The following is a 23,303-nucleotide window of genomic DNA, read 5'->3' as shown; positions in this document are numbered from 1 at the left end:
CCGTGAGGATCGCCATTCGGGCTGATGCATCCATCGCGATGGGTATTGGGCATCTCCAGCGATGCCTGTCACTGGCACAAGCGTTGCGTAACCTGAAAGCCGACGTGCGGTTCGTAACGCGCGATCTGGGCATCCAAAGCGCAAAGATGGTGTCTGATCGCGGTTTCAGTCAGACCGTGACCCTGCCCGCAGCAGACGAACCATTCGAGCCAGATCCAGCGATCCCTCACAGCTCCTGGGCGAAGGTTTCGCAGGATCGCGATGCTGATGAGACCATCCGCTCGCTTGAGGAGTTTGGCCCGGATTGGCTCGTAGTGGATCACTATGCATTCGACGCGCGGTGGCATGATCGAGTTCGCGACGCGCTGAATTGCCGAATTGCGGTGATCGACGATCTCGCCGACCGGGCAATCCATGCCGATTTGCTGCTGGATCACAATCTCGCCGCCGATCACGGCGCCAAATACGCTGAGCGCATCGTGGGGAAGCCCCGGATACTTGGCGGAACGCGCTACGCTCTTCTCGCGCCCGCCTATGCAAAAGCTCCTCGATATGAATTCTCCCGGCGAGTGCGCAGCATCGGCGTTTTCATGGGCGGGAGCGACGCGCCAAACTTCAGCGCGCTCGCGGTCGATGCCCTTGTAGAAGCACGCTTCGATGGACCGATTGAAATCGTGAGCACCTCGGCAAACCCGCACCTCGAAAGCCTTCGCGAGCGAGTACAGGGATTGCCCAATGTCACGCTTTCTCTCGACCTGCCTGACCTGGCCGCGTTTTTTGCCCGCCACGATCTTCAGATCGGTGCAGGGGGCGGCGCAACGTGGGAGCGCTGCTTTATCGGGGTGCCCACGCTGCTTGTCATTGCTGCGGACAATCAGAACATCGTGGTTCCTGAGCTCGCCGGGCGCGGCATCATTACGGCGGTGGATAACCCAACACCGCAACGCATTGCCGCTCGCCTTACCGCATTGATCGACAATCCAGCCGAACGCGAAGAGCTCGCGGCGAAGGCGCGCCAAACCATAGATGGCTTTGGAGCCGTGCGGGTCGGATTATCGATGCTGAACGATGCTTTGTCGGTCAGAAAAGCGACGCACGAGGATGCGTCATGCCTATACGAGTGGCGCAATGCGCCCGAAAACAGGGCGATGATGACCAACCCTGAGGAGCTGGCATGGGATGACCATGTCGCCTGGCTCGGGCGCGTCCTGACCGATGGGAAACGCTTACTGCTCATTGGCCATGTCGGCAAGCAGGACGTAGGCTCGATACGCTTCGATTTCGATGAGAATAAAGCAGCCGAGGTCTCGATCCATCTCGATCCCAGGTTTCACGGCCTGGGTCTTGGTCCCAAGCTCCTCACAGCTGGAGAAACGAAGAGCGGGGCATCGGAGTTTCTAGCGACCGTCTTGGCCGAGAACCGCCCATCGCAAGTCCTGTTCGAACGCGGCGGCTATGAGCGAACCGGTGCGCAAGACTGGCGAAAGATAGCGCAATGACGAACCTTGTTGCTGCTGCGATCTTGGCGACGTCAGTCGCGCGAGTTAGGCTCCGCTCATGACGTATCGCATTGCCATTGCTACTCCCCATGCGCGGTACGATGCGCTGACCACGGCGTTAGACAAGAGCGCCGATTACGATGTCTTGCGCATTCGCGAGAAGAACGCTCTGACGCACGATGCCCTTGAGGCATTCGGTTGCGATTGGGTTTTCTTCCCGCATTGGTCATGGATTGTGCCGCCCGAAATTCATGAGAACTTTCGCGCCGTCATCTTTCACATGACCGACCTGCCCTATGGTCGCGGAGGCAGCCCGCTACAAAACCTCATCGTGAGAGGACACACACAAACCAAGCTTTCTGCGCTCCAATGCGAAGCCGGCCTCGATACCGGTCCGATTTATCTGAAGCGCGATTTGTCTCTTGCAGGGACCGCCGAGGAGATCTTCGAACGCGCAGCACGATTGATGCTTCCGATGATCCGCGAAATGGTTGAGCAGGACCTGCAACCTGTCCCGCAGCAAGGTGAACCGGTCGTCTTCAAGAGGCGAACACCCGATCAAAGCGCGATCGACGGCGCAGCAACTCTCGACGCAGTGTACGATCACATCCGCATGCTCGATGCAGAAGGCTACCCCCACGCATTTGCGGAAACGACGACTTTCCGGATCGAATTGACACAAGCCGAGCGCGGAGAAGATGGCACCCTTGTCGCGCGCGCGCGGATTATTGCAAAGGATGACACCACATGACCACGATGGTGATAGCCGCACATCCCGATGACGAGGTTTTGGGCGCAGGGGGGTTCGTCGCGAAACTTTGCGCTGCCGGAGAAGAGGTGCACCATCTCATCCTGGCCGAAGGAGCAACGTCGCGCGACGATGCTCGCGACGTGGCGGCCCGCGATGGAGATCTGTCCGAGCTGGCCCGCTGCGCTCACAACGCAGCCGACATAGTCGGTGCGGCCTCGGTCACACTTGAGCACTTTCCCGACAACCGGATGGATGGGGTCGAGCTTCTCGATGTGGTCAAGGTGATCGAGCAACACCTGGCAAAGCACAAACCGACCCGGGTGCTGACCCATTCGAATTCAGATGTGAACATCGACCACCGCGTGATCCACGATGCGGTCATCGCCGCCACGCGCCCGCAGCCCGGAAGCGCCGTGCGCGAATTGCTGTTTTTTGAAACGATGTCGAGCACCGAATGGCGTCCGGCCCCCTCGATTTCCCCCTTTGCGCCGACCTACTTCGTCGACATCTCCGATCATCTTGAAACCAAATTACAGGCCCTTCGCGCCTATGCTCCCGAGATGCGCGAGTGGCCGCACGCACGCTCTATCGAAGCGCTGGAGTATCTCGCCCGGTCGCGCGGAGCATCGATTGGCGTTGCGGCAGCGGAAGCATTTGAAACCGGGCGCATCTGCGTCTGACAATGGATCAAATTCGATGACACCAAAAAGCATTCAGATTGCAGGCCAGACCATCGGCCACGACGCGCGACCTTACGTTATTGCGGAGATGAGCGGGAACCATAATCACTCGCTCGACCGAGCATTGGAGATCGTCGATGCTGCTGCCCAAAGCGGCGCCGACGCTCTCAAGCTGCAGACTTACACTGCCGATACGATGACGCTCGATTGCGACGGGCCGGGCTTCGTCATCGAGGACGAGAAATCGCTGTGGAACGGCCGCCAGTTGCACGAACTCTACGTTGAGGCGCATACGCCTTGGGATTGGCACCAACCGATCATGGACCGCTGTGCCAGCCATGGCATGCACTGCTTCTCCACCCCCTTCGATGCAACCGCCGTCGACTTTCTGGAAGAGCTGGGGATGCCGGCCTACAAAATTGCCAGCTTTGAAATGATCGACCTGCCGCTGATCCGAAAGGTCGCAGAGACCGGGAAACCGATGATCATCTCAACCGGCATGGCGACCGTGGTTGAAATCGGCGAAGCCCTGCGAACTTGCCGTGAGGCAGGGAACGATCAGGTCGTGATCCTGAAATGCACGAGCACCTATCCCGCAACACCCGAAAATACGAACATCGCCACCATCCCCAATATGCGCGAGACTTTCGGATGCCTCGTGGGCCTGTCCGATCACACCATGGGGACCGGCGTTGCCGTCGCCGCTACCGCGCTGGGAGCTGTCTTGGTCGAGAAGCACTTCACCCTCGCGCGGGCCGATGGCGGCGTCGATAGCGCCTTCAGCCTCGAACCTGCTGAGCTTGCCCTGCTCCGCGAAGAAACCGAGCGTGCATGGCAGGCGCTTGGCAAGATTACATATGGCGGCACCAAGGCGGAGAGCGCGTCAAAACAGTTTCGCCGTTCGCTCTATGTCGCGAAAGACATGGCCGAGGGTGAAGCTTTTACAGCCGAAAGCCTGCGTTCAGTGCGTCCGGGCTACGGGCTTGAGCCCAAATATTACGACACACTGCTTGGCAAACGGGTCAATCGTGCCGTGGCAAAAGGTACACCGGTTGATTGGGACCTGATCGCTTAGCCGCCATCCGGTTCGATACGGACAAGATATGTAAATTTGACCAGATCGCCCTCGTGCTCCAGCATAGGGCGATATTGCGCCAAGATGGCCTGGAAGCGTTCGTCCTCGGCGAAGACATGCTCCCATCTGACCTTGATGTGATCGAGCGGCCAACTGGTGCTGTGGTCAAGGATCAATATGTCAGGAGGCATGTCCTCCCACAGTCGCAACATTTCGTCATGGAGCATCAAACGCTCTGGCGCGGTGATCGAAATCGCCGGTGCCAAGGCGCCATCATTTTCCGTGACGTCATGGGCCTTCAGTTCTGACGCCGCGTAGGCATTGTTCATCAGCGTAATCCAGCGCATGCCGCCTTCGGACGCGAGATACTGGTTGAAGGGTGAGGGATGCATGGTCAGCAAGCCGACCCGCTTGCCGGTCACCGACAGCCCGGAGCTGTCCATTGTCCCTTCAAGCTCGCTGACGGATTCCTGATAGTATTCAGTGCTGCTGAATTCCCCGGCGATCGGAACGACCAAGAAGACCGAGATTGCCAAGACCCACAGGCGCTTCAATTCTCGGCGGATCAACCAGAGCCAGCCCAGATAAGCCAGCGTGATCGGAAATTCATGATGGCTGTACCAGCGTGATTGTACCCAGGCCGCGATCACCGCTCCAACAACCATCGCCAGGCCGATGACAGTCGTCCGAGCAGGCAGCTTATAGATGTAAGCAATAACTAGAAAGGCGAGCGCGAGCGCCGAGTGGATCGCCGTTTTTGCCCAATTGCGGACTGGATTGTCGATATTGGCGTCGATGGCGCTGACCATGATGGCGATGGCTTCGCGCTCCGCCGGGTCAATCACTAGCCAGAAAAAGAGGTACAGGGCGACAACCGCGCCGGCGACGAGGTTTTCAATGCGGAACAACGAGAAGGGCCGACGCTGGATCGCTGCGTCAGCCACTTCGACCAGCAAAACCACGAGCGCATAAAGATATTTCAGAGTGAGCGTCGCCCCCATCCATGCCCCAAGCAGAAGCCGGGTTTTCCAGCCAATCCTGCTGTCATCGGGGTCGGAAAGCCGAAGGACCAGATAAGGCCAAAGCCCCAGCACGACCATATGTTCGCGCAGGCCGAATACGTTCTTGTAAAGGACCGGCAGCACGACGAGCGTAGCGGCAGACAGGAGCAGAAATAGAGGTGAGGCTCCCACCGTCTCACGCCGAATTCGGTACGCGAGGGTCGCAGAAAAGAGGGTCGCGATACCGGCCAGCAAGATAGCAGAGAGGTCGAGGCTCAATCCTGACAGCTTGCTCAGGGGAACGGCCAGACCGTACCATGCCCGCTCTGCCGGCGGGAAATACAGGCTGTATTCGCCAAATGCTTCGCCGAGCACATCCGCCAGTTGGGCAGAAAGCGCTATGCCCGCCAGATCCTGATGCGGAGAGTAGATCAACAGATAGAAGGCCAGAACGCACACCAGGAAAGTCGCTGCGAAAGCCGCGAAAAGCACGGGACCGCCCCAGCCGGTCGCATTCAGCCCGCCAGCCGAACCTGTGCCGATGCGAACGGGTATCGCCATGCGGTCTGTCTTTTCGGAGTTCATCCCCACCCTATCGTGTTGGCGGCGCAAGGCGTATTGCGCCGATGCAGGTGACTAGGGCTAAACCATTTGAGCTTGGTTAACGATAGACCGGCCCGATCGCAGAAAGTCGTAGCACGAAGAACTTCAGTTCGCCGCGCCCTTTGCGCGAGCAAACAACCCTCGATCCCGGTCGGTTCCGATAGCATCCCATGGCCGCTCGCTTAACCGCGTCCTAACCTTTATTCTTCACAGGTGACGCAGAAAGAACGCAAATTGCCGGATGCCTTGCGCGACGATTGAGACGTCGCGGCACGCCCGGTGCTCTGTTGACGGGAACACGACAAACATGGCCGATGCGGCAGCACTAGCGACTGTATCTTCACCGCGCTGGTCGTCTGTCGAACCAGGCGAGTGGCGAGCCTTGAGGAATTGGCTGCTGGTCTGGGTTGTGCTCGCGAATGCGGGCTTTGCGCTTATGTATCTTGTCGGATCGCCCCCGCGCTTTTTCGAAATCATGATATTCGGTGCGGTCGGGCTTGTTGTGCGCAAGCGTTCTTACATCGTTCAGCTGGCCGCCTTCCTCGCCTTGATGGCCTTCTCTCTCCTGTCCTTCATCGCAGGACTGTTCAATCTGGGAATGGCATCGCTGACGCATTCGATCATGTTCTTTGCAGAGCTCGATGTCAGCCAGTCATATGAATATGTCGCCGGGAGCATTTTCATTGGCGGGCTAATTGTCATCGCGATGCTCGCGCTTCGGCGTCCGACATCGTTCGAGGATCAGCGGATGACCCTGCTCGCCGCTGGCGCAACCTTATCGCTTGCGCTGGTCGATCTGTATATGGGTTACGGCATGCGCGGTCACTACAACCGCGTGGCGGCCGCGGGAGCGCCATTTGAATCAGCAATTGAAAATTCGAAGATCGTTCCGGCCTCGGGAGCGATTGAACGCAACCTGCTGGTGATCATGGTGGAATCCATGGGTGTTCCGGTAGGAAACGAAGAGATGGACACCCTACTATTTCGCCAGTTTGCCAATCCGAATGTTCAATCGCGCTTCGAGGTCTCGAAAGGGACAACCACATATTACAGCTCGACCACGTCGGGCGAAATCCGCGAGTTGTGCGGGCGCTGGGGCGAGTATCATGACCTGCGCGAAACAACCGATTCAGGCTGTCTCCCGGCAAGATTGGCCGCGCAAGGCGTGCAAACAACCGCCTATCACTCATTCGACGGCAAGTTTTTCGATCGTAACCTGTGGTATCCGAATATCGGTTTCGAGGATGCGCATTTCCGGGAGTCCCTGGCCGAAGGCGGCGCTGAAAGGTGCGGGGGTGTGTTCCCCGGAGTGTGCGACCGCGATGTTCCTGCCCAGATAGCGGCGCGCCTCAAGGAAACGGCAGAGCCGCAATTCGTCTATTGGCTCTCCGTGAATTCGCATTTGCCTGTTCCGTTGGAGAGCAATCTCGACGTTGAGAATTGCGAGCGGATTTCGCCGCAACTCGCAAGGGACTATCCGATGATCTGTCGCCAGTTCGCAATCTGGGATGCGATGGACGAAGCGCTGGTGAAGGAAATCCTTGCTTCCGATTTCCCGCCTACCGACATCCTTATCGTGGGCGACCACATGCCGCCCTATTTCGACCGGCACAACAGGCAGCAATTCGCCCCGGATCGAGTACCGTGGTTGATGCTCAAATGGCGCGGCTGATTTTCGCGTCCCGCTTTTAAGATCCTGCCAATATCATTTCTGCTCGGTCGGAAACTCTTTGCACGTATCGGAATCCTCGCAGTCAGCCGCGTAATCCCATATTTACCATGGCTTGCGAGGGATTTGCCCGGCCCATCGCACTGACCGCGAAGCGCAATCCATCTGAAACCTGCGGGAAATTTTAGAAAAAAATAAGCTTTCCCATTTATTCACCACATTTCGAGAGGCGCTCTTCGCGATAACCCGCGATTGCGCATGGATTGATTTAGTGCCTGGGGGCTTAAGAATGAGCGCATTCGGCAAAAAGGGTGGCGCTGGCGGTATGAGGCCAGGCGCCAAGCCCGCTTTCGGCGTAGCCCGGCCGATGAAGGGCGGCAGCCCGAAAAGTGACGAAGCAAATGGCGGCGAGCAGTTTCCGCCCCTCCCCGGTGACGGCGGCAGCGCAGAGCCAGCAAGGGCAAAGCCCGCCTCGCCATCTCCAGCGCAGGGTGGCGGCAACGCGACCGCCAGTGCGATGGATCGTCTGGCCGAACGGATGAACTCGGTCAACGCTGCCGAAAGCGAAGCCGGTGGCTTCGAGGCAAGCGTTCACAAGATCAAGGAACAGGTGCTCCCGCGCCTGCTTGAACGTGTTGACCCGGAAGCCGCAGCGACCCTGACGAAGGAAGAGCTGTCGGAAGAATTCCGTCCGATCATCATGGAAGTGCTGGCCGAACTCAAGGTCACGCTCAACCGCCGCGAGCAATTTGCGCTCGAAAAGGTGCTGATCGACGAGTTGCTGGGCTTTGGTCCGCTCGAAGAGCTGCTCAACGACCCGGACGTGTCCGATATCATGGTCAACGGTCCGGACCAGACCTACATTGAAAAGAAGGGTAAGCTCACCATCGCGCCGATCCGGTTCCGCGATGAACAGCACCTCTTCCAGATCGCACAGCGCATCGTGAACCAGGTTGGCCGCCGCGTCGACCAGACCACACCGCTTGCCGACGCCCGTTTGAAAGACGGCTCGCGTGTGAACGTCATCGTGCCTCCGCTTTCACTGCGCGGCACCGCCATCTCAATTCGTAAGTTCTCCGAAAAGCCGATCACCTTGGATATGCTCAAGGAATTCGGCTCGATGTCAGAAAAGATGTGTACCGCGTTGAAGATCGCGGGCGCATGCCGGATGAACGTCGTTATCTCGGGCGGTACGGGTTCGGGTAAAACGACCATGCTCAACGCCCTGTCGAAGATGATCGACCCGGGTGAGCGTGTGTTGACCATTGAGGACGCGGCCGAACTTCGTCTGCAACAGCCGCACTGGCTGCCACTCGAAACACGTCCGCCCAACCTTGAAGGGCAAGGCGCGATCACGATTGGTGACCTTGTGAAGAACGCCCTGCGTATGCGTCCTGACCGCATCATCCTGGGTGAGATTCGTGGCGCGGAGTGTTTCGACCTTCTCGCCGCCATGAACACCGGCCACGATGGCTCCATGTGTACGCTTCACGCCAACTCTCCGCGAGAGTGCCTTGGCCGTATGGAAAACATGATCCTGATGGGCGACATCAAGATCCCGAAGGAGGCCATTTCGCGCCAGATCGCGGAATCGGTCGACCTGATCGTGCAGGTGAAACGTCTTCGCGACGGTTCGCGCCGCACCACCAACATCACCGAAGTGATCGGGATGGAAGGCGACGTGATCGTGACGCAGGAGCTCTTCAAATTCGAATATCTCGACGAGAGCGAGGACGGCAAGATCATGGGCGAGTTTCGTTCGTCCGGCCTGCGTCCCTACACACTCGAAAAAGCGCGCCAGTTCGGCTTCGACCAGGCATATCTTGAGGCGTGCCTCTAAAGGCTACCGAGCACGACGGGTAGACTCGTCGCGAGGCACCCGCCTCCGATGATAGCCAGTGCAACGAACAGGCTCGTCCACGGCATGAAGCCGACCTTTTCCAGCCTTTCGGGCGAGCGCCTTTTTTCGCGCATCCGATCCATCAATAGACAGACCACAGCCAACGCCCAGCAGAAGGCTCCGACCAGCGCAAGCTGAACCGCGTCGCTCGCAAGCGCTATCTGTGTGAGCAATTCCATGGTGGCGACGATTTAGGCAACGCTGACCATTGCGCAATCCCGGCATGCTTATAAAGCGTGCGCCATGGATGGCTCGGTTGCACGCCCTCGCCCTTATCTGGCGCTCAGCCTGCGACTGGCCACCGCCGGAACGCTTGCGACCATGTCGATGCTGGTCAAAGTGGCCGGTGAGCGCGGCGTTGAACTGACCGAACTCATCTTCTGGCGCCAGGCCATCACGCTGGTGTGCGTCGCGGTTCTTCTCGCAGCGATGGGTCGACTTGCCGATATCAAGACGAAGCGATTGGGAGCCCATGCGAGGCGCGCAGTCTTTGGCATTGTCGGCATGTTTTTCGTCTACGGCGCGGTCATGCTCCTGCCGCTTGCGGAGGCGACCGCTCTAAGCTTTACCGCGCCTTTTTTCGCGGTCTTGCTTTCGGTGCTGCTCTTCAAGGAGAAAGTCGGGCGGTATCGCTGGGGCGCGGTCGCACTTGGTTTTGCAGGAGTCGTGGTTCTGACCCAGCCGGCATTTGGCCTTGGTTCGGAAACGCCCATCAGCCTGATTGGCGCTGGCGTTGCGTTGGTTGCAGCCGCACTGGTGGCGGTCATCAGCTTTCAGATCCAGGATTTGAACAAAACCGAAGCCCCATGGAGCATCGTGTTCTGGTTCACGGCGTTCACTACGCCGTTGATGGCGCTTGCCCTGCCCTTTGTGATCGGTCCGCATGATGCCGATACGTGGGGGCTCATCATCGCGATGGCTTTGTGCGGTGCGCTCGCGCAGATTTTGCTTACGTCCTCGCTGCGCTTCGGTTCGGCGGGAGTGATTCTCCTCATGGACTACACCTCGCTTCTCTGGGCGACCTGGTACGGGTGGAGCATCTTTGAAAGAACTCCGCCTACAACCCTGTGGCTCGGCGCCCCGCTGATCGTCGCCGCAGGGCTTCTTATTGCATGGCGCGAGAAGCAGCTGGCCGCAGCAAAAGCGCGTCGCATCGAAACAATGGAACTTTAGCGCATGCTGGTTTGTTGAGGTTTGGTGATCACCAACCCCCGAAGGAGAACCCCATGATCCGCAAGACAATTCTCGCAGTCGCCCTTGGCGCGATGACACTCGGCGCTGCCGCTTGCAACACCGTTCGCGGCGCTGGCGAAGACCTTCAGTCAGCAGCAAATGCGGTTGACGAAGAAACCTGAGCAGTCCCCCACTCGAAGCAAAAAGGGCTCACCTATCGCAGGTGAGCCCTTTTTTGTTGTGCCCGGTACAGGCTACAGCGATTATCAGATCATCGCAAAGGAGCCCTAACCCCATGAAACGCAAGATCCTCACCGCCGTCGCGCTTGGCGCAATGCTCACCGCAACCGCGGCCTGCAATACCGTTCGCGGCATGGGCGATGACTTGAAATCGGTTGCCGACGCGGTCGACGACGAAACCTGAGCTCTGGCTTCAGGCGCTGCGGAAAACCAGCGTCAGATTGTTGGCAGGCATTTCGTAACGTGCAGTGCGGGCGAAGCCATGTTCGCTGGCGAGCCTGCCCAAATCTTCGGCAGTACGAATGCCCCACTCGCTGTTTCGGGCGCGCAGGCTTTCGTCAAAGGCAATGTTAGACGGCGCCGCTTCAACACCTTGCTCAAAATATGGGCCGTAAAGGATCAGCGGCAGATTCTTGCCGCCCAGCAATTGGGCAGCGCCCCTGAACAGCCCCTTGGTCGCCTCCCAAGGCGCGATGTGGACCATGTTGATGCACACAATTGCATCAACGCCCATCACCTCCCACGGGCCCGGACTTTGCGTATCGAGCACCATCGGCATGCTCAGATTGGCACCCTCGTAATCGATGCGATGGGCAAGGATCGAGGCGATGGCGTCACGGTCACAGTCGCTCGGTTGCCAGTGTATCGCGGGAAAACGCTCCGCAAAGAAAGCGGCGTGCTCACCTGAACCACTGGCGATCTCAAGCACACGCCCGCTTTCGGGCAACTCAGTTGCCAGTATTTTCGCAATGGCTTCGCGATTGCGCAAGGTGGCGGGCGCGTGCTTCTTCATCGGCGAGTCAAGTTTGTCAGGAAACCTGTCGGTCCTGCCCTTCCCAATAGGGCGCACGCAACTGTCGGCGCAGGATCTTGCCAGAAGCGTTGCGCGGCATTTCCGCGATGATGTCGATGCTCTTGGGCACCTTGAAAGGGGCGATCCGTTCGCGTGCATAGGCCAGCACGTCGCCTTCCTCGATCTCCATGCCCGGCTTCGGGACGCAGCACGCTTTCACCTCTTCGCCCCAGCGCTCCGACGGGATGCCGATCACGGCGACCTCGGCAATCGCAGGGTGCCCGAAGATGGCGTTCTCAACCTCTGCGGGATAAACATTCTCACCGCCCGAAATGATCATGTCCTTGATGCGGTCCTGAATATAGACATAGCCGTCCGCGTCCATGATCCCCGCATCGCCCGTGTGCAGCCAGCCATCGGCGTCGATCGTGTTGGCAGTGGCCTCGGGAAGCTTCCAGTACCCCGCGGTGTTCGAAGGCGACAGGATGCAGATTTCGCCAATCTCGCCAATCGGCACTTCCGTGTTGTCCTCTCCGCGGATCTCGATTTTCACCCCCGGAACCGCCTTGCCCGCCGAACGCATGCGTTCGTTGCCTTCGAGCGAGTGATCGTCTGGCGGGAGCATGGTCACCGTCCCGGTCGTCTCGGTCATGCCGTAAACCTGGAGGAAGCCTGTTCCAGGCATCGTCCCCACCGCTGCCTTCAGCAATTCAAGCGGCATGGGCGCCGCGCCATACATGAGGTAGCGCAAGTTCGAAAAGTCGGTTTCCTTGGCCATAGGATGCTGAATCACGAACTGGATCGCAGCAGGCACGAGGAACATGTGCGTCGCGCCGTTCTGGATCGCGCTGAGTACCCCGTCGGGTGTGAATTCGGGCAGGATGTGCCCCCGAATGCCGTTGGCAACAGCAATGGCCGAAAGCCCGGTCCCGCCAATATGCGCGCAGGGCATGGCGGCGAGAATGCAGTCGCCCTCTTCGTATTTGTGCCACGGAGCCTGCTCATCGAGGCTGGGCTTGCGCAGCGAGAACAGGTTCTTGTTCGAAAGTCCCACACCCTTGGGGTTGCCCGTGGTGCCTGATGTGTAGAGCTGGAGCACCGGATCATCGCCATGCGCGGGTTCATAGCTGGCAGGCTCCATTTCGAGAGCTTGCCGAAAGGCGGTTTCGACTTCCACCACTTTGGGGGCATTTTCCATCGAGCCGGTCACTTGGCTTGCCGTGTCGATGAAGGCCTCTTCAACGAACAGAACCTTAGTGCCGGTGTCGCCTAGGATGTAAGCAATTTCAGGCGGGGCAAGTCGCCAGCCGATCGGAGCCATCACGACGCCCACACGTGCCGCAGCATAGAGAAGCATGAAGTAACGGTCCGAGTTCTTGCCCAGCCAGGCGATCCGGTCACCATGCCCGACGCCGTGGCTTTGAAAGCACGCGATCAGCTGCCGGGTCTGGTGATCCGCTTCCCCATAGGTCGTGGCGCGGCCCCCCATTTCCAGAGCAATGCCGTCAGGACGCTCTTTGCTCCAAAAGCTCAGGAAATCGTCGAAACTCAACATGTCGTGATCGGCCTCGCTCGCCATATGCTACCCTCTCTAATCCCGGATTCTTCGCTTGCCGTAGGGTTAGCCAAGATAATGGCGCCGCGTCCAACTTTTTGATGGTGTCGGCAGGTTCAGGCTGGCCGCCCCTGCTTGCGTGCAGCGGGCTCGCGCGCGATCAGCCAAACGAGCAGGCCGACAGGGCCGCACAGGAATGTTGCGAGCAGAACCGGGGCCTGAAGGATGCGCGAGATGCCTTTTGCGTCGCCATCCCGCGCGATCCAGAGGCCGACGAACAGGTCGAAAGCCAGGTAATGCACCCATCCCAGCGTCAACCCTGCATCGCTTCCGAACAGGGTGCGCACCCCTTCGATACTGGTAAAGCTGCCGCCATCGCTTCCTGCCGAAAGACCGGTCAGCAGGCTTACGAGAATTCCAGCATAAAGCAGGCAAAGCGCGCCCACGCCAAGATACAATAGCGCCGACAGCAAAGCGGGCCATCGCGGCAGAAGAATCAGCGCAGCCCAAGCAAGCATCGCCATCAAATTGGCGCCGTTAAATACCGTCCCCCAGTCCATGATCGTACCCCTATCCAGACCCGTTATTCGGGCAGAGGCGCCTCGGCCTTTGCCCTCCATTCGCGCGCAGCTCGTTTCATGGCCTCGTTATCATGCGTAAAGCGGCCCGCCGCCTTTCGCATCGCCAGGCCGAGCGCTGCTTCGCAAACCAGATCTGATGAGATGGAGCGATACATCTCCCACTTCGTCGGCAGCAGCGGATCGATCACAGGGCTCGCGAACCGCGCCACCGCTTCAACGGGCCTCAGATCGCCTTTTCGCTGGCCGCGCAGCAGCCCCGGTCGCAATATATCGAGGCGCTTGAAGCCCACCTTCGACACCTCGGCTTCAACCTCGCCCTTCACTTTGAGGTAGAAATTTTTCTGGCGCGGATCGGCTCCAGCAGAGCTGATCAGCACCATGTTGGGAATGCCCGCTTCGACGGCGGAATGTGCTGTCGCCAGAACGAGATTGTGGTCGACAGCGCGAAACGCGGCCTCGTCGCGGCCTGCCTTCTTCCATGTCGTGCCGAGTGCACAGATCAGCGCTCTTGGCCGGACAGCCTCAAGGACTTCGCCCCATTTCTCGGTATCGGCGATAAACATCTCGACCCGCGCGCCCTTGGGCAGTTCCATTTCTCGCCGCGCGATGCCCACAATGCGAGCTTGGTCTCCTGCGCTCGATATCTCGATAAGCCGCCGACCGATCATGCCGGTCGATCCGACCAGGCCGATGCGAACCGGCGTCTTCTCGTGCGCTCCGTATTCGGTCATCCTGCGCTCCGCTCAACGATGATGCGATCAGACATTGACGAGCCCCTGCGGCTGCTCGCCGTAAATCGCTTCACATGCGCGAATGGCGAAACGGTCGCTCATCCCGGCGATAAAGTCGGCGATCGTGCGGCTACGACCCGGCTCAGTCTCCGGCAGGCGAGCTTGCCATTCCTCGGGCATGAGGCGCGGGTCCTGAGAATATGCAGCAAAGAGCCGCGCGATGACGTCCCTTGCCCGCTCAGCGGCGCTGACCTGTTCCGGGTGGTAATAAAGCTTTTCATACATGAAGGATTTGAGCGCCCGTTCGTTGTGTTCCATATCCGGCGAGAAGCCCGCCAGTTGTCGCCCTGCATCCCGCACCTCGTCTACCGAACCGATGCCCTTCACCTGCTCTTTCGTGTTTTCGAGCACGTCGTTCACCATCAGGCCGATCTGATCGCGGATGAGTTCTCGCAGCAGGCGCTCACGCGGGGCATTGGGAAAGCGTTTTTCGACCGAGCGCCACTGGTCTGCGAGGAATTCCAGTTCCATCAGGTCATCAAGGCTTAGGAAGCCTGCGCGCAAACCATCGTCGATGTCGTGATTGTCATAAGCTATGTCGTCCGAAATCGCCGCGATTTGCGCTTCGAGCGAGGGCCAGGTGCCAAGGTTGAGCGGGAAGGCTTCGTCCAGCTGTGCAAGTGCCCAATTGGGCGCCGCGACCGGGCCATTATGCTTGGCAAGCCCTTCGAGCAGGTCCCAGGTCAGGTTCAATCCATCATGGCCGGGATATGGGGATTCGATCCGCATGACCGTGCGCAAGGCCTGGGCATTGTGGCAAAATCCGCCATGTCGCGCCATCGCTTCAGACAAGGCCGCCTCGCCCGCGTGACCAAAAGGCGGATGCCCCAGATCATGAGCGAGACACAGCGCCTCAGTCAGATCTTCATCAACGCCAAGAGCGCGCGCCAGCACCCGTCCAATCTGCGCGACTTCTATCGAATGGGTCAGTCGTGTGCGGTAATGATCGCCATCAGGGGCAATGAACACCTGCGTCTTGGACTTGAGCCGACGAAAACTCATTGAGTGAATGATACGATCGCGGTCGCGCTGAAAATCGGTGCGCGGCCCGCGCGTCTCTCCACCGACGTCAAGCGGCGAAGGGGTACCCTGCGAAGCGAACTCGCGCCCGCCATGGGCAAAGGGGTCAGCGGAGTAGGGAGCACGTGTGGTCACGGGCATATCGCTTAGGTCACCGATGCCACGCGCTCAACGGGAACAGAACGGCAACCTCCCATGAATGCCGTGGACAGGGCCAAAGCCAAGGTGTGGGAAGGCGCGGTTGTGCACAAGTCCGGAAAAAAAGGGACCGCCCACCGGGTGCAATGGGGGGGTGGTAGGCGGCCCCAAGAGCCCTAAAGCTCTTGGGTCATTCGGAGCGACCCGAAGACCCGGAATCTGCCTGTTACTTTTCGATGACAAATTCCTCGCCGCAGGTATAGCGAGCGCGCCCACGTTGCACCCCATGCAATGCTGCTATGCGGCCAAGCGTTTCGTGGAAGGGTCGAGTTGCAGACTAATTCACCAATTCCTGTTCAAGGATCCAGTCCGCTGCCGCTTCGCAGTGAATTCTGGTTGAATCAAAAACCGGCAGAACATTGGCATCGACATCGACGACAAGGTCGAGTTCCGTACAGGCCAGAACAATCGAGTCCGCCCCTTCTTGAGCCTTGTTCGTGATGATTGTCTTCATCGCGCGCTGCGCATCGCGCGTTACCTTGCCAACCATCAGCTCATCGTAAATGATCCGGTCAAGCGTTTCGACGTTGACCATGTTGGGCGGAAGCAGGTCGATGCCGTGCGCGACGAGCCGCTTGCGATAAAAACTCTCGGTCATGACGTTGCGAGTGCCGATCAGGGCAGCGGTTTTGTGCCCCTCGCGCTTCAGCGCCTTGCCCACGTAATCTGCTATATGGAGGATCGGTATCCCGACGTTGGACGACACTTCATCGTAAAGCTTGTGCATCGAGTTTGCCCCGATGATGAGCGCTTCAGCGCCTGCGCCTTCGAGCCGTTTGGCGCTTTCCGAAAGAATCCCGCTTGCGCGCTTCCAGTCTTTTTCTTCGCGAAGCGCGTAAAGCTGGCAGAAATCAAGGCTTTCGATCAGCATCGGAGCGGAAGCCATGGGAGCTGCGCGGCGTTGCACGATCCGGTTGATCCGGTCGTAATAAATTCCGGTCGACACCCAGCTCATGCCGCCGATCAGTCCCAATTTTCGCAAAGCCATTCCTCGAATCCATACTGCGCCGCACAACGATGTAGCCACCAAGCGCGCTATCCGTCCATAGGGCGTGGATTGCTTAGATGAATTAGCCGGTTAGATGGCTAACACCGTCTCAACGGTCAGCCTTGCTCAAGTGTTCCCAGCCATTTGCGAAGATCGGCGAGTGATGGTCCGACGATCTCTTCCTGAGGGAGATGACCGATACTTTGATAGATAATGAGCTCACTTTGGGGCAGCGTTTCATCGAGCCAGCGCCCTGCGCTCACAGGGATCAAGCGATCCTCTTCTCCCCAAAGGATCAGTGCTGGCATGTCCAGCTCGGCGATCTCGCTTTTGGTGAGCGGCTCATAATCCGTGCTGAACCGCGCCATGGTCGCTGCGCGGTTGCCGGGGTAACGAAGCAGTTCCCAATACCGATCCACCATTTCATCGGTCACGATCTCTTTGACCGACACCGATTGCGCAAGGCTTTGGGCAATCAGGCTGCGCGGGGTTATCTGTTCGGCGATCTTGTTGATGCCAGGCATCCTTGCAATCGCGAACCCGATATTGCCGCTGTCATCGTCTTCTTCCTGAACCTCGATCTGGTTCATCGGGATGCCGCCCGCATCGACGAGCACCATGCCCATTACGCGCTCAGGATAGGCCGAGGCGAACGCCATCGTGTGCTTGCCGCCCATGGAATTGCCACCGATGACAAACCGATCGAGGCCGAGCGCGTCTGCCACTTCGCGGATGTCTTCGGCGTAGTTTGCGCGGCTGTAATCATCCGCCGGATCTGGACCGGTCAAACCGTGCCCGACCTGATCGAAACGGATGACGCGGTAAGTGTCGGCAAGCCCTTCTACCCAAGGCTCCCAGGTGTGAAGATCCGCATTGGAACCGTGCAGGAGAATAATGGGAAGGCCGTCTCGCGGCCCTTCGTCGCGAAGATGGACGGTCACGCCGTCTTCAATCTCGACAAATTGCGACGGTGCGCCGCCATACTTTGCGCGCATCTCTTCTGCGTCGGTGTCAGGCGTTCGGAAGATCAGGAAGACGACAAGCAATAAAGCGGCGAGGACGCCGACAATCCGCAGCACCCACTTCAATTGCCCATCTCCGCAATCCAGTCTCGCATCAGTGCGACCGCCTCTTCGTCAATCGTGGAGCGCCCGAGTTCAGGCATCGCCACACCCGGCTCATTCGAATTCATCCGGTGCACGAGGATCGAGGCGTCAGGGTCACCCGGCTCGATCGAGACAAGCAGCCCCCCTGCCCCGCGCCCAGCGGCGACTGGCGGCTTGTTGACGCCCCGCGCGAAGGGGGCATCCTGCTCCCAGCGCAGGTCGAGACCTGAATTGGACGCGCCGCCGCCCGGCCTGTGGCAATGCGCGCAATTCACGTCGAGATATGCCCTTGCAAGCGGCTCTTTCGCGGCGTTGGCATCGGACCAGCGAGGCATTGGTCTCGATACGTCCGGCACCGCGTCGAGTTTACCCTGCTCGGAAAGCAGTTCGAGCAATTCAGGTGCCAGATTGCGCGCTTTCGGGCCAATGGGAAGGACCGCATCATCGAGCGAATGGCAGGCCTTGCACTGGTTCTTGTTCGGGATCCGGTAGCTGATCTCTTCGCCTGCCGGCGTGATGATGGGAATGCGGCCACCCGCCAGCGCCAGCCGTGCCTCGGTCTGCTCCTCGTTCCAACGATACGGCAGCGCGAGCCAGCCATCTGCACGGTTCAACAGCACACGGGTTTCGATCAGCCGCCGGTCACTGCCTTCGCCAAAAGCAAAGGTCTTGATGATCGCGGAACCGACCGGGAATTGCAGCAACCCGTCCGCATTCGCTTTGATCGTCTCGCCATCGGGCACGTAAATGAAGCGCAACTTGTCCGCACCATCTGAATAGAGCGGCGTGTTTAGTTCGTATGGCATGACGTCCGCTGTCGGAATCTGCACATCGGCGTGGATGAAGAACCCATATTCATCGAGCGTGCGCGGAAAGCCATCCTGCGTGATGGCTAAATCCGACACCTCGGGTGCGACCAGCCGCGCCTCGGCCATTGTGCCGCCCAGCGCAACCGCGCCGCACGCAAGCAGAAGGGCGGCAAAGCGCATCAGATGCGCTCTTCAAGTTCAGGCGGCGCGCCAATACCGCTTCGGTCGAATTCACCGTCTGGCTCAGGAACACTGAGCGGAGCAGGGCTGGCCCCAGCGACGCCTTTGCCAGGCTCGGGCAAGTTGAGCGTCCATCCGGCCGTGTCCGCGACCGCATAGAGACTACCAAGTCCATCCCACATCACCGGGGGCAGCGAACCTCCGAAAGCCGCCATCAGCATCTCCGCGCCCTCAAGCTGCGGATCATCGCCCCCGCGGCCATAAAGGTTTTCTCCTATAACGATATTGCGGGCGAGCGGATTATAGCGCTCGTCTTCGAACTGCTGGGTGAAAGCGATTACCATGATCGGCGCGGTGGGGTTCTCGTCGATGATGTTGTCTTCGATGAGGACGCTTTCATTCGCCATCACCATGATGCCCGTGCCCCTGCGAACGCCAGCAACGATATTGCCCGGAGGGGCGAAGTTTGCGGTGTCGTTCGCAACCACGAGGTTGTTCGCAATCACTACATTGCCGCCGCCCATCACCGGGAGACCCGGCAAATCAAAGACGAGAATACCGCCGGTGTTGCGTGTCGCGATATTGTGCTCGACCAGCGCGTTGCGGCTGTTCTCGATCTCGATACCGGCGACATTCGCCTCTGCAATCGAATTGCGCACAGTTATGCGATTGGACTGACCAACGTATATCCCTGCGTCCGATGCGCCCGTCACCTTCACGCCGTCGACCAGCACACCCGTGCTCTCGACCGGGTAGATCGCATAGGCGCCGTTCGAGGGATCCGGCCCATTCGTCCATGTCACGCGAACGCGGTAGTAGACGATATTGTCTGCGCCCTTCGATTTGATCCCGTCGCCCTTGGGGTTCTCAAGCGCAAAATCACGCAAGGTCACATTATCACTGGTGACAAGCAGGCCTTCGCCCGATCCTTCCTGTGTCGTGAAATCGAGGACCGTTCCGTCCATCCCGGCCCCACGAATGGTGACGCCTTCGACATCGAGGCTCAACCCGTCGGTGAGCGTGTAACGCCCGGCCTCCAGCATGATCGTGTCACCCGGCTCAGCCAGGATTAGCGCTTCCTGCAAGCGCTCCTGTGCGCCGTCGCCCGGGCTTACCGTATGCGTCTCAGCCAAAGCCGGTGCGGCGCTGGCTAGCAGCACGGCGGCGAACGAAATCCTGATCATTGCGTGTCTCCCTCTCGGCCGTGCATGATGAAGGCCAAGAGGTTGCAAGACAAGACCTATTCAGCCGCCAGACCGAGCCATTTCAAGCCCTTCGCGCGAAAGGCGACGTCCCGGCGCAAATTGGAGCGACTTTCGAAACGCCTCGGCAGCCTCTGCGAAGCGTCCCAATGCGAGATATTGCTCGCCCAGAAGCTCCCAGCTCGGTTTGGCGATGGCAGGTGGGCCGAACACCACAGGGAGCGCGCTTTCCGCTTCGGCTGCAGCTCTAAGCGCTGAAAGACCTGCGTCGGTGTCTCCCGATGCGAGAACCCTGATTGCATCCACCTGGTCCACCGCCCGTTCCAGCCAGGGAGTGCTGGTTCGATCATCGGGTGCAACTTGAGAGAGCACTTGGGCGAATTCGCCGGACAAGCTTCGCAAATCATTGAGCGCTTCGCCGACAATTGCAGGATCATCCATATGCTCAAGCGCGCGCATGTGAGCCTGCATCATCCGCAAAAGGATGAAGCCGTCGCCAGAGATCGCCATCGGCTCGGGCCAATTGCCGGTATCCACACCGTGCCATGCCGCGATCGAGGCATAGCTAGACGCGTTGCCAAAACCGAGGCGATTGCGAGCGCCTGTTGACAGCTGTTCCTGCGCAGCAACGCGGCACGCTGCAACGCGCTGGCTCGCGTCCTTACCTTGCTGCAACAACGCATAGACCAGCCATTCGTTATAATGCCCGCAATCGGAAGACGGACGGCCGGACGCAGCGCGCTGCTGATCGACCACTCTATCTGCCAGAATATTGGCCTTCTCGCTCGCCTCCCAATCGGCGAGCGCATGAAAGATATGGCTGACCATGTGCTGCGCGTGCCCCGCCTCGGGAGCGACCACCGCATAACGCTCTGCCATTCGCTTGCCGAGCGGCGCGTGGACCGGGTCGTCATAGGAATGGATCAGGTAATGCAGGATGCCGGGGTGGAACTCGTTGGTCATGAAACCGGGCTCGAGGATGCCAGCCGCTTCCATGTAAAGCGGAACCTGACGTCCGCCATGCGAGGTGCCAAGCACCGCAAGACCAGTGAAGGCGCGCACGTCGATGTCGCCGGGATGATCGGCCAGCATGGCGCGCATCGCGGCCAGGTATTCAAGGTCGCGCGCTTCCTTTTCGCCATCGCCATACAGCGTCTCGATCGCGCCGAGCCACTGGGCTTCAATCGCATTGCGAGCCTTGGCGGCGCGGGCCTCACGCGTTTCGCCCAGGCGTTGAAGAACGGCGGTCGCGGCCTCGTAATCCTGCTGCTCCCATAGCGGATGATTGTGAGTCATCGCCTCGCCCCAATAGGCCATGACGAAATCGGGATCGGCCGCCTGCGCTGCGCGGAAGGCTTCGGCTGCGTAATCGTATTCGAAGTTATGCAGAAGGGCGAGGCCGCGCAGGAATGGCTCACGCGCCGCATCGTTGGCCGTGGTTTCCACGACCATGAATTGTGCGCCGACCTGTTTGGGCGCGAATTCCTGCTCTTCGGAATGGCTTTCGTGGGCCGATACCGGCAGGCTCGTACTCGCGGCAGAGCCTGCAAGAAGCGCCGCGGCGATCGCTGAAATTGTTCTCATGGCAAAGTTCCCTAGCTTACCTGTCATTGTGCAGCAGGCCGGGGGAGGATTGCAAGCGGGTCAGCGCCCGAAGATCTCAAATCCGATTTCCAGCCCGCAGCCACCGGCGACCCGCACAAACTGCTCAACCGCGTCGCGATCATCGACACGGCGAATGCGTGCCATCGCCTCACCGGTGGAAAGCGGCACGCGGTTTTCCCCTTCCTCGGGTGCAAGTCGTTCCAGCTTGCGCAATTGCGCGATGGAGAGTCGGTCGACGAGGCGCGGAGCCATGCATTCGGACATGTTGGCAGGCACCCCGTTGTTGAGCAAAGCCTGTTCAACACGTTGCTCGGTAACGCGTTCGAGCATCCCGTCGCCGCGAAAGACGTAGTAGACCCCCACTCCGAACGCCAGAACCAGCAGCATGATGACGAGGAAACGCATGGCCTTCGACAGTGAGCCCTAGTCCATCGCCTTGACGATTTCCTCGACCATCTTCTTGGCGTCGGAAAGCAGCATCGTCGTCTGGTTCATGTAAAACACGTCGTTGTCGACCCCGGCATAGCCGACACCGCCCATCGAGCGCTTGATGAAGAAGACCTGCTTGGCTTTGTCCACGTCAAACACCGGCATTCCGTAAATCGGCGAAGACTTGTCGGTCTTGGCCGCCGGGTTCACAACGTCGTTTGCGCCGATGATGAAGGCGACGTCTGCGGTGGCGAATTCGCTGTTGATGTCTTCGAGCTCGAACACCTTGTCATAGTCGACGCTGGCTTCGGCGAGGAGGACGTTCATGTGTCCGGGCATGCGGCCTGCGACCGGGTGGATCGCATATTTGACCTCGACGCCCTTCTCTTCAAGCACTTCGGCCATCTCACGCAGCGCGTGCTGCGCCTGCGCCACCGCCATACCGTAGCCGGGGATGATGATGACCTTTTCGGCCTGTTCGAGCATGAAGGCGGCATCGTCCGCGCTGCCCTGCTTGTAGGGACGCTGTTCGCGCGGTTCACCGCTTGCGCCAGCGCCGTCTTCGGCACCGAACCCGCCCGCGATCACGCTGATGAAGCTGCGGTTCATGGCGCGGCACATGATATAGCTCAGGATCGCGCCCGACGAGCCAACCAAAGCGCCGGTGATGATCATTGCCGTATTGCCCAGCGTGAAGCCCATTGCAGCCGCGGCCCAGCCCGAATAGCTGTTGAGCATCGACACGACGACCGGCATGTCCGCACCGCCGATGGGGATAATCAACAGGAAGCCGATCGCGAACGCCAGCACGGTGATCGCAATGATCGGCCAGCCGACGCCCGGCCCGCCATCGGGCGAGACCGCGTAAAAGCCGATAATGCCAATGATCGCGGCAAGCGTGCCGAGATTGATCACATGCCTCGCTGGCAGAAGGATCGGAGAACCGCTCATCCGGCCCGAAAGCTTTAGGAAGGCGATGACCGAGCCTGAGAAGGTGATCGCACCGATGGCGATGCCAAGACCCAGCTCGATCCGGCTGACCATCAGGATCTGGCCCGCCTCATCGAGAATGCCGAATGCCCCCGGATTGAGCCACGCGGCAAGGCCCACGACCACGGCGGCCATGCCGACGAGAGAGTGAAAGCCAGCGACCAGTTCCGGCATCGCGGTCATGGCGATTTTGCGCGCAATCGTTACGCCGACAATGGCACCGATGAAGATCGCAATGCCGATCTCGACGATATTGGCAATGTCGTGCGTGACGAGCGTCGTCACGAGAGCGATCGCCATACCGATCATGCCATTGCGGTTGCCGGTGCGGCTCGTTGTGGGGCTGGATAGGCCGCGCAGGGCGAGAATGAAGAACACACCGGCCGCAAGGTAGGCAAGCATAGCCCAGGCGGGAGTGGCTCCGGCGCTGTCAGCGGCGCCTGCTAGAATGGAGAAGGTCATCTC

23 protein-coding genes are annotated in these 23,303 nt (G+C 59.5%); 9 read left to right on the top strand and 14 right to left on the bottom strand.

Going from position 1 to position 23,303, the window contains the following annotated elements:
• Positions 1-2 precede the first annotated feature (2 nt).
• The 4 genes from pseG to pseI are packed head-to-tail and all read left to right on the top strand — an operon-like array spanning position 3 to position 4,005.
• Positions 3-1,499, top strand: coding sequence for a UDP-2,4-diacetamido-2,4,6-trideoxy-beta-L-altropyranose hydrolase (gene pseG, locus CD351_RS06880; RefSeq protein WP_111991910.1), 1,497 nt, complete (start codon positions 3-5; stop codon positions 1,497-1,499).
• Between the two features lie 58 nt (positions 1,500-1,557).
• On the top strand, positions 1,558-2,250 hold the full coding sequence (locus CD351_RS06875; RefSeq protein WP_111991909.1) for a formyltransferase family protein: 693 nt from the start codon (positions 1,558-1,560) through the stop codon (positions 2,248-2,250).
• Positions 2,247-2,930 carry a PIG-L deacetylase family protein gene (locus CD351_RS06870; protein ID WP_111991908.1) on the top strand — a complete coding sequence of 228 codons (684 nt, stop codon included), beginning with the start codon at positions 2,247-2,249 and terminating at the stop codon, positions 2,928-2,930. The genes CD351_RS06875 and CD351_RS06870 overlap by 4 nt, the downstream gene beginning before the upstream one ends.
• A 16-nt stretch (positions 2,931-2,946) precedes the next feature.
• Complete coding sequence (gene pseI / locus CD351_RS06865) at positions 2,947-4,005, top strand: pseudaminic acid synthase (protein ID WP_111991907.1); 1,059 nt, start codon at positions 2,947-2,949, stop codon at positions 4,003-4,005.
• Here the strand turns inward: pseI and CD351_RS06860 are convergent.
• A complete protein-coding gene (locus CD351_RS06860) occupies positions 4,002-5,465 on the bottom strand; it encodes a hypothetical protein (protein ID WP_162627643.1) in 1,464 nt (487 codons plus the stop codon). The two genes, pseI and CD351_RS06860, sit on opposite strands and share 4 nt — an antisense overlap.
• Positions 5,466-5,991: 526 nt before the next feature.
• Here CD351_RS06860 and CD351_RS06855 point away from each other — a divergent pair.
• On the top strand, positions 5,992-7,281 hold the full coding sequence (locus tag CD351_RS06855) for a sulfatase-like hydrolase/transferase (protein ID WP_162627642.1): 1,290 nt from the start codon (positions 5,992-5,994) through the stop codon (positions 7,279-7,281).
• Positions 7,282-7,567: 286 nt separating this feature from the next.
• Positions 7,568-9,118, top strand: a complete 1,551-nt coding sequence (locus CD351_RS06850) for a CpaF family protein (protein WP_111991904.1) — start codon at positions 7,568-7,570, stop codon at positions 9,116-9,118.
• Here CD351_RS06850 and CD351_RS06845 read toward each other — a convergent pair.
• A complete protein-coding gene (locus CD351_RS06845) occupies positions 9,115-9,357 on the bottom strand; it encodes a hypothetical protein (protein ID WP_111991903.1) in 243 nt (80 codons plus the stop codon). The two genes, CD351_RS06850 and CD351_RS06845, sit on opposite strands and share 4 nt — an antisense overlap.
• Before the next feature lie 64 nt (positions 9,358-9,421).
• On the opposite strand from CD351_RS06845, the gene CD351_RS06840 reads away from it, so the two are divergent.
• The 3 genes from CD351_RS06840 (at position 9,422) to CD351_RS16025 (ending at position 10,775) form a co-directional block, all read left to right on the top strand.
• Complete coding sequence (locus CD351_RS06840) at positions 9,422-10,351, top strand: DMT family transporter (RefSeq protein ID WP_111991902.1); 930 nt, start codon at positions 9,422-9,424, stop codon at positions 10,349-10,351.
• Between the two features lie 53 nt (positions 10,352-10,404).
• On the top strand, positions 10,405-10,533 hold the full coding sequence (locus CD351_RS15865; protein ID WP_007163464.1) for an entericidin A/B family lipoprotein: 129 nt from the start codon (positions 10,405-10,407) through the stop codon (positions 10,531-10,533).
• A gap of 113 nt (positions 10,534-10,646) precedes the next feature.
• Positions 10,647-10,775 (top strand): hypothetical protein, encoded by a 129-nt coding sequence (locus CD351_RS16025; RefSeq protein ID WP_007163463.1) that lies wholly within the window; start codon positions 10,647-10,649, stop codon positions 10,773-10,775.
• Between the two features lie 9 nt (positions 10,776-10,784).
• On the opposite strand, the gene CD351_RS06830 is transcribed toward CD351_RS16025, so the two are convergent.
• From CD351_RS06830 to CD351_RS06775, 12 genes are all read right to left on the bottom strand, one after another.
• Positions 10,785-11,384 carry a DUF938 domain-containing protein gene (locus CD351_RS06830; RefSeq protein WP_111991901.1) on the bottom strand — a complete coding sequence of 200 codons (600 nt, stop codon included), beginning with the start codon at positions 11,382-11,384 and terminating at the stop codon, positions 10,785-10,787.
• Between the two features lie 16 nt (positions 11,385-11,400).
• Positions 11,401-12,963 (bottom strand): long-chain-fatty-acid--CoA ligase, encoded by a 1,563-nt coding sequence (locus tag CD351_RS06825; protein ID WP_111991900.1) that lies wholly within the window; start codon positions 12,961-12,963, stop codon positions 11,401-11,403.
• Between the two features lie 92 nt (positions 12,964-13,055).
• Positions 13,056-13,499: an ABA4-like family protein gene (locus tag CD351_RS06820; protein ID WP_111991899.1), complete on the bottom strand. Its 444-nt coding sequence runs from the start codon at positions 13,497-13,499 to the stop codon at positions 13,056-13,058.
• Between the two features lie 23 nt (positions 13,500-13,522).
• The gene (locus CD351_RS06815; RefSeq protein ID WP_111991898.1) at positions 13,523-14,251 is read right to left on the bottom strand and encodes an NAD(P)H-binding protein; all 729 of its coding nucleotides are present in this window, start codon (positions 14,249-14,251) and stop codon (positions 13,523-13,525) included.
• Between the two features lie 27 nt (positions 14,252-14,278).
• A complete protein-coding gene (locus CD351_RS06810) occupies positions 14,279-15,472 on the bottom strand; it encodes a deoxyguanosinetriphosphate triphosphohydrolase (RefSeq protein ID WP_111991897.1) in 1,194 nt (397 codons plus the stop codon).
• Positions 15,473-15,806: 334 nt separating this feature from the next.
• On the bottom strand, positions 15,807-16,517 hold the full coding sequence (locus tag CD351_RS06805; RefSeq protein ID WP_174214253.1) for an aspartate/glutamate racemase family protein: 711 nt from the start codon (positions 16,515-16,517) through the stop codon (positions 15,807-15,809).
• Positions 16,518-16,633: 116 nt separating this feature from the next.
• Positions 16,634-17,596 (bottom strand): alpha/beta fold hydrolase, encoded by a 963-nt coding sequence (locus CD351_RS06800; protein WP_234027287.1) that lies wholly within the window; start codon positions 17,594-17,596, stop codon positions 16,634-16,636.
• Between the two features lie 5 nt (positions 17,597-17,601).
• Positions 17,602-18,612, bottom strand: coding sequence for an SO2930 family diheme c-type cytochrome (locus CD351_RS06795; protein ID WP_111991895.1), 1,011 nt, complete (start codon positions 18,610-18,612; stop codon positions 17,602-17,604).
• Entirely contained in the window at positions 18,612-19,796 is a 1,185-nt protein-coding gene (locus tag CD351_RS06790; protein ID WP_111991894.1) for a parallel beta-helix domain-containing protein, read from the bottom strand. The genes CD351_RS06795 and CD351_RS06790 overlap by 1 nt, the downstream gene beginning before the upstream one ends.
• A 60-nt stretch (positions 19,797-19,856) precedes the next feature.
• Positions 19,857-21,398, bottom strand: coding sequence for a tetratricopeptide repeat protein (locus tag CD351_RS06785; RefSeq protein ID WP_162627641.1), 1,542 nt, complete (start codon positions 21,396-21,398; stop codon positions 19,857-19,859).
• A gap of 60 nt (positions 21,399-21,458) precedes the next feature.
• Entirely contained in the window at positions 21,459-21,824 is a 366-nt protein-coding gene (locus tag CD351_RS06780) for a hypothetical protein (protein WP_111991892.1), read from the bottom strand.
• A gap of 18 nt (positions 21,825-21,842) precedes the next feature.
• On the bottom strand, positions 21,843-23,300 hold the full coding sequence (locus tag CD351_RS06775) for an NAD(P)(+) transhydrogenase (Re/Si-specific) subunit beta (RefSeq protein WP_174214252.1): 1,458 nt from the start codon (positions 23,298-23,300) through the stop codon (positions 21,843-21,845).
• Between the last annotated feature and the right edge of the window lie 3 nt (positions 23,301-23,303).

The organism is Erythrobacter sp. KY5, from assembly GCF_003264115.1.
GTDB lineage: Bacteria > Pseudomonadota > Alphaproteobacteria > Sphingomonadales > Sphingomonadaceae > Erythrobacter.
The sequence above is the reverse complement of the archived record's forward strand: the minus strand, read 5'-3'. Positions and strand labels throughout refer to the sequence as shown.

Bases quoted from the DNA above. Each gene is read 5' to 3' on its own strand.
- CD351_RS06870 (WP_111991908.1), top strand. From the start codon at position 2,247: ATGACCACGATGGTGATAGCCGCACATCCCGATGACGAGGTTTTGGGC.
- CD351_RS06775 (WP_174214252.1), bottom strand. From the start codon at position 23,300: ATGACCTTCTCCATTCTAGCAGGCGCCGCTGACAGCGCCGGAGCCACT.
- CD351_RS06795 (WP_111991895.1), bottom strand. From the start codon at position 18,612: ATGCGCTTTGCCGCCCTTCTGCTTGCGTGCGGCGCGGTTGCGCTGGGC.
- CD351_RS06875 (WP_111991909.1), top strand. From the start codon at position 1,558: ATGACGTATCGCATTGCCATTGCTACTCCCCATGCGCGGTACGATGCG.
- CD351_RS06805 (WP_174214253.1), bottom strand. From the start codon at position 16,517: ATGGCTTTGCGAAAATTGGGACTGATCGGCGGCATGAGCTGGGTGTCG.
- CD351_RS06785 (WP_162627641.1), bottom strand. From the start codon at position 21,398: ATGAGAACAATTTCAGCGATCGCCGCGGCGCTTCTTGCAGGCTCTGCC.
- CD351_RS15865 (WP_007163464.1), top strand. From the start codon at position 10,405: ATGATCCGCAAGACAATTCTCGCAGTCGCCCTTGGCGCGATGACACTC.
- CD351_RS06825 (WP_111991900.1), bottom strand. From the start codon at position 12,963: ATGGCGAGCGAGGCCGATCACGACATGTTGAGTTTCGACGATTTCCTG.
- CD351_RS06780 (WP_111991892.1), bottom strand. From the start codon at position 21,824: ATGCGTTTCCTCGTCATCATGCTGCTGGTTCTGGCGTTCGGAGTGGGG.
- pseI (WP_111991907.1), top strand. From the start codon at position 2,947: ATGACACCAAAAAGCATTCAGATTGCAGGCCAGACCATCGGCCACGAC.
- CD351_RS06815 (WP_111991898.1), bottom strand. From the start codon at position 14,251: ATGACCGAATACGGAGCGCACGAGAAGACGCCGGTTCGCATCGGCCTG.
- CD351_RS06845 (WP_111991903.1), bottom strand. From the start codon at position 9,357: ATGGAATTGCTCACACAGATAGCGCTTGCGAGCGACGCGGTTCAGCTT.
- CD351_RS06790 (WP_111991894.1), bottom strand. From the start codon at position 19,796: ATGATCAGGATTTCGTTCGCCGCCGTGCTGCTAGCCAGCGCCGCACCG.
- CD351_RS06810 (WP_111991897.1), bottom strand. From the start codon at position 15,472: ATGCCCGTGACCACACGTGCTCCCTACTCCGCTGACCCCTTTGCCCAT.
- CD351_RS06850 (WP_111991904.1), top strand. From the start codon at position 7,568: ATGAGCGCATTCGGCAAAAAGGGTGGCGCTGGCGGTATGAGGCCAGGC.
- CD351_RS16025 (WP_007163463.1), top strand. From the start codon at position 10,647: ATGAAACGCAAGATCCTCACCGCCGTCGCGCTTGGCGCAATGCTCACC.
- CD351_RS06830 (WP_111991901.1), bottom strand. From the start codon at position 11,384: ATGAAGAAGCACGCGCCCGCCACCTTGCGCAATCGCGAAGCCATTGCG.
- CD351_RS06820 (WP_111991899.1), bottom strand. From the start codon at position 13,499: ATGGACTGGGGGACGGTATTTAACGGCGCCAATTTGATGGCGATGCTT.
- CD351_RS06840 (WP_111991902.1), top strand. From the start codon at position 9,422: ATGGATGGCTCGGTTGCACGCCCTCGCCCTTATCTGGCGCTCAGCCTG.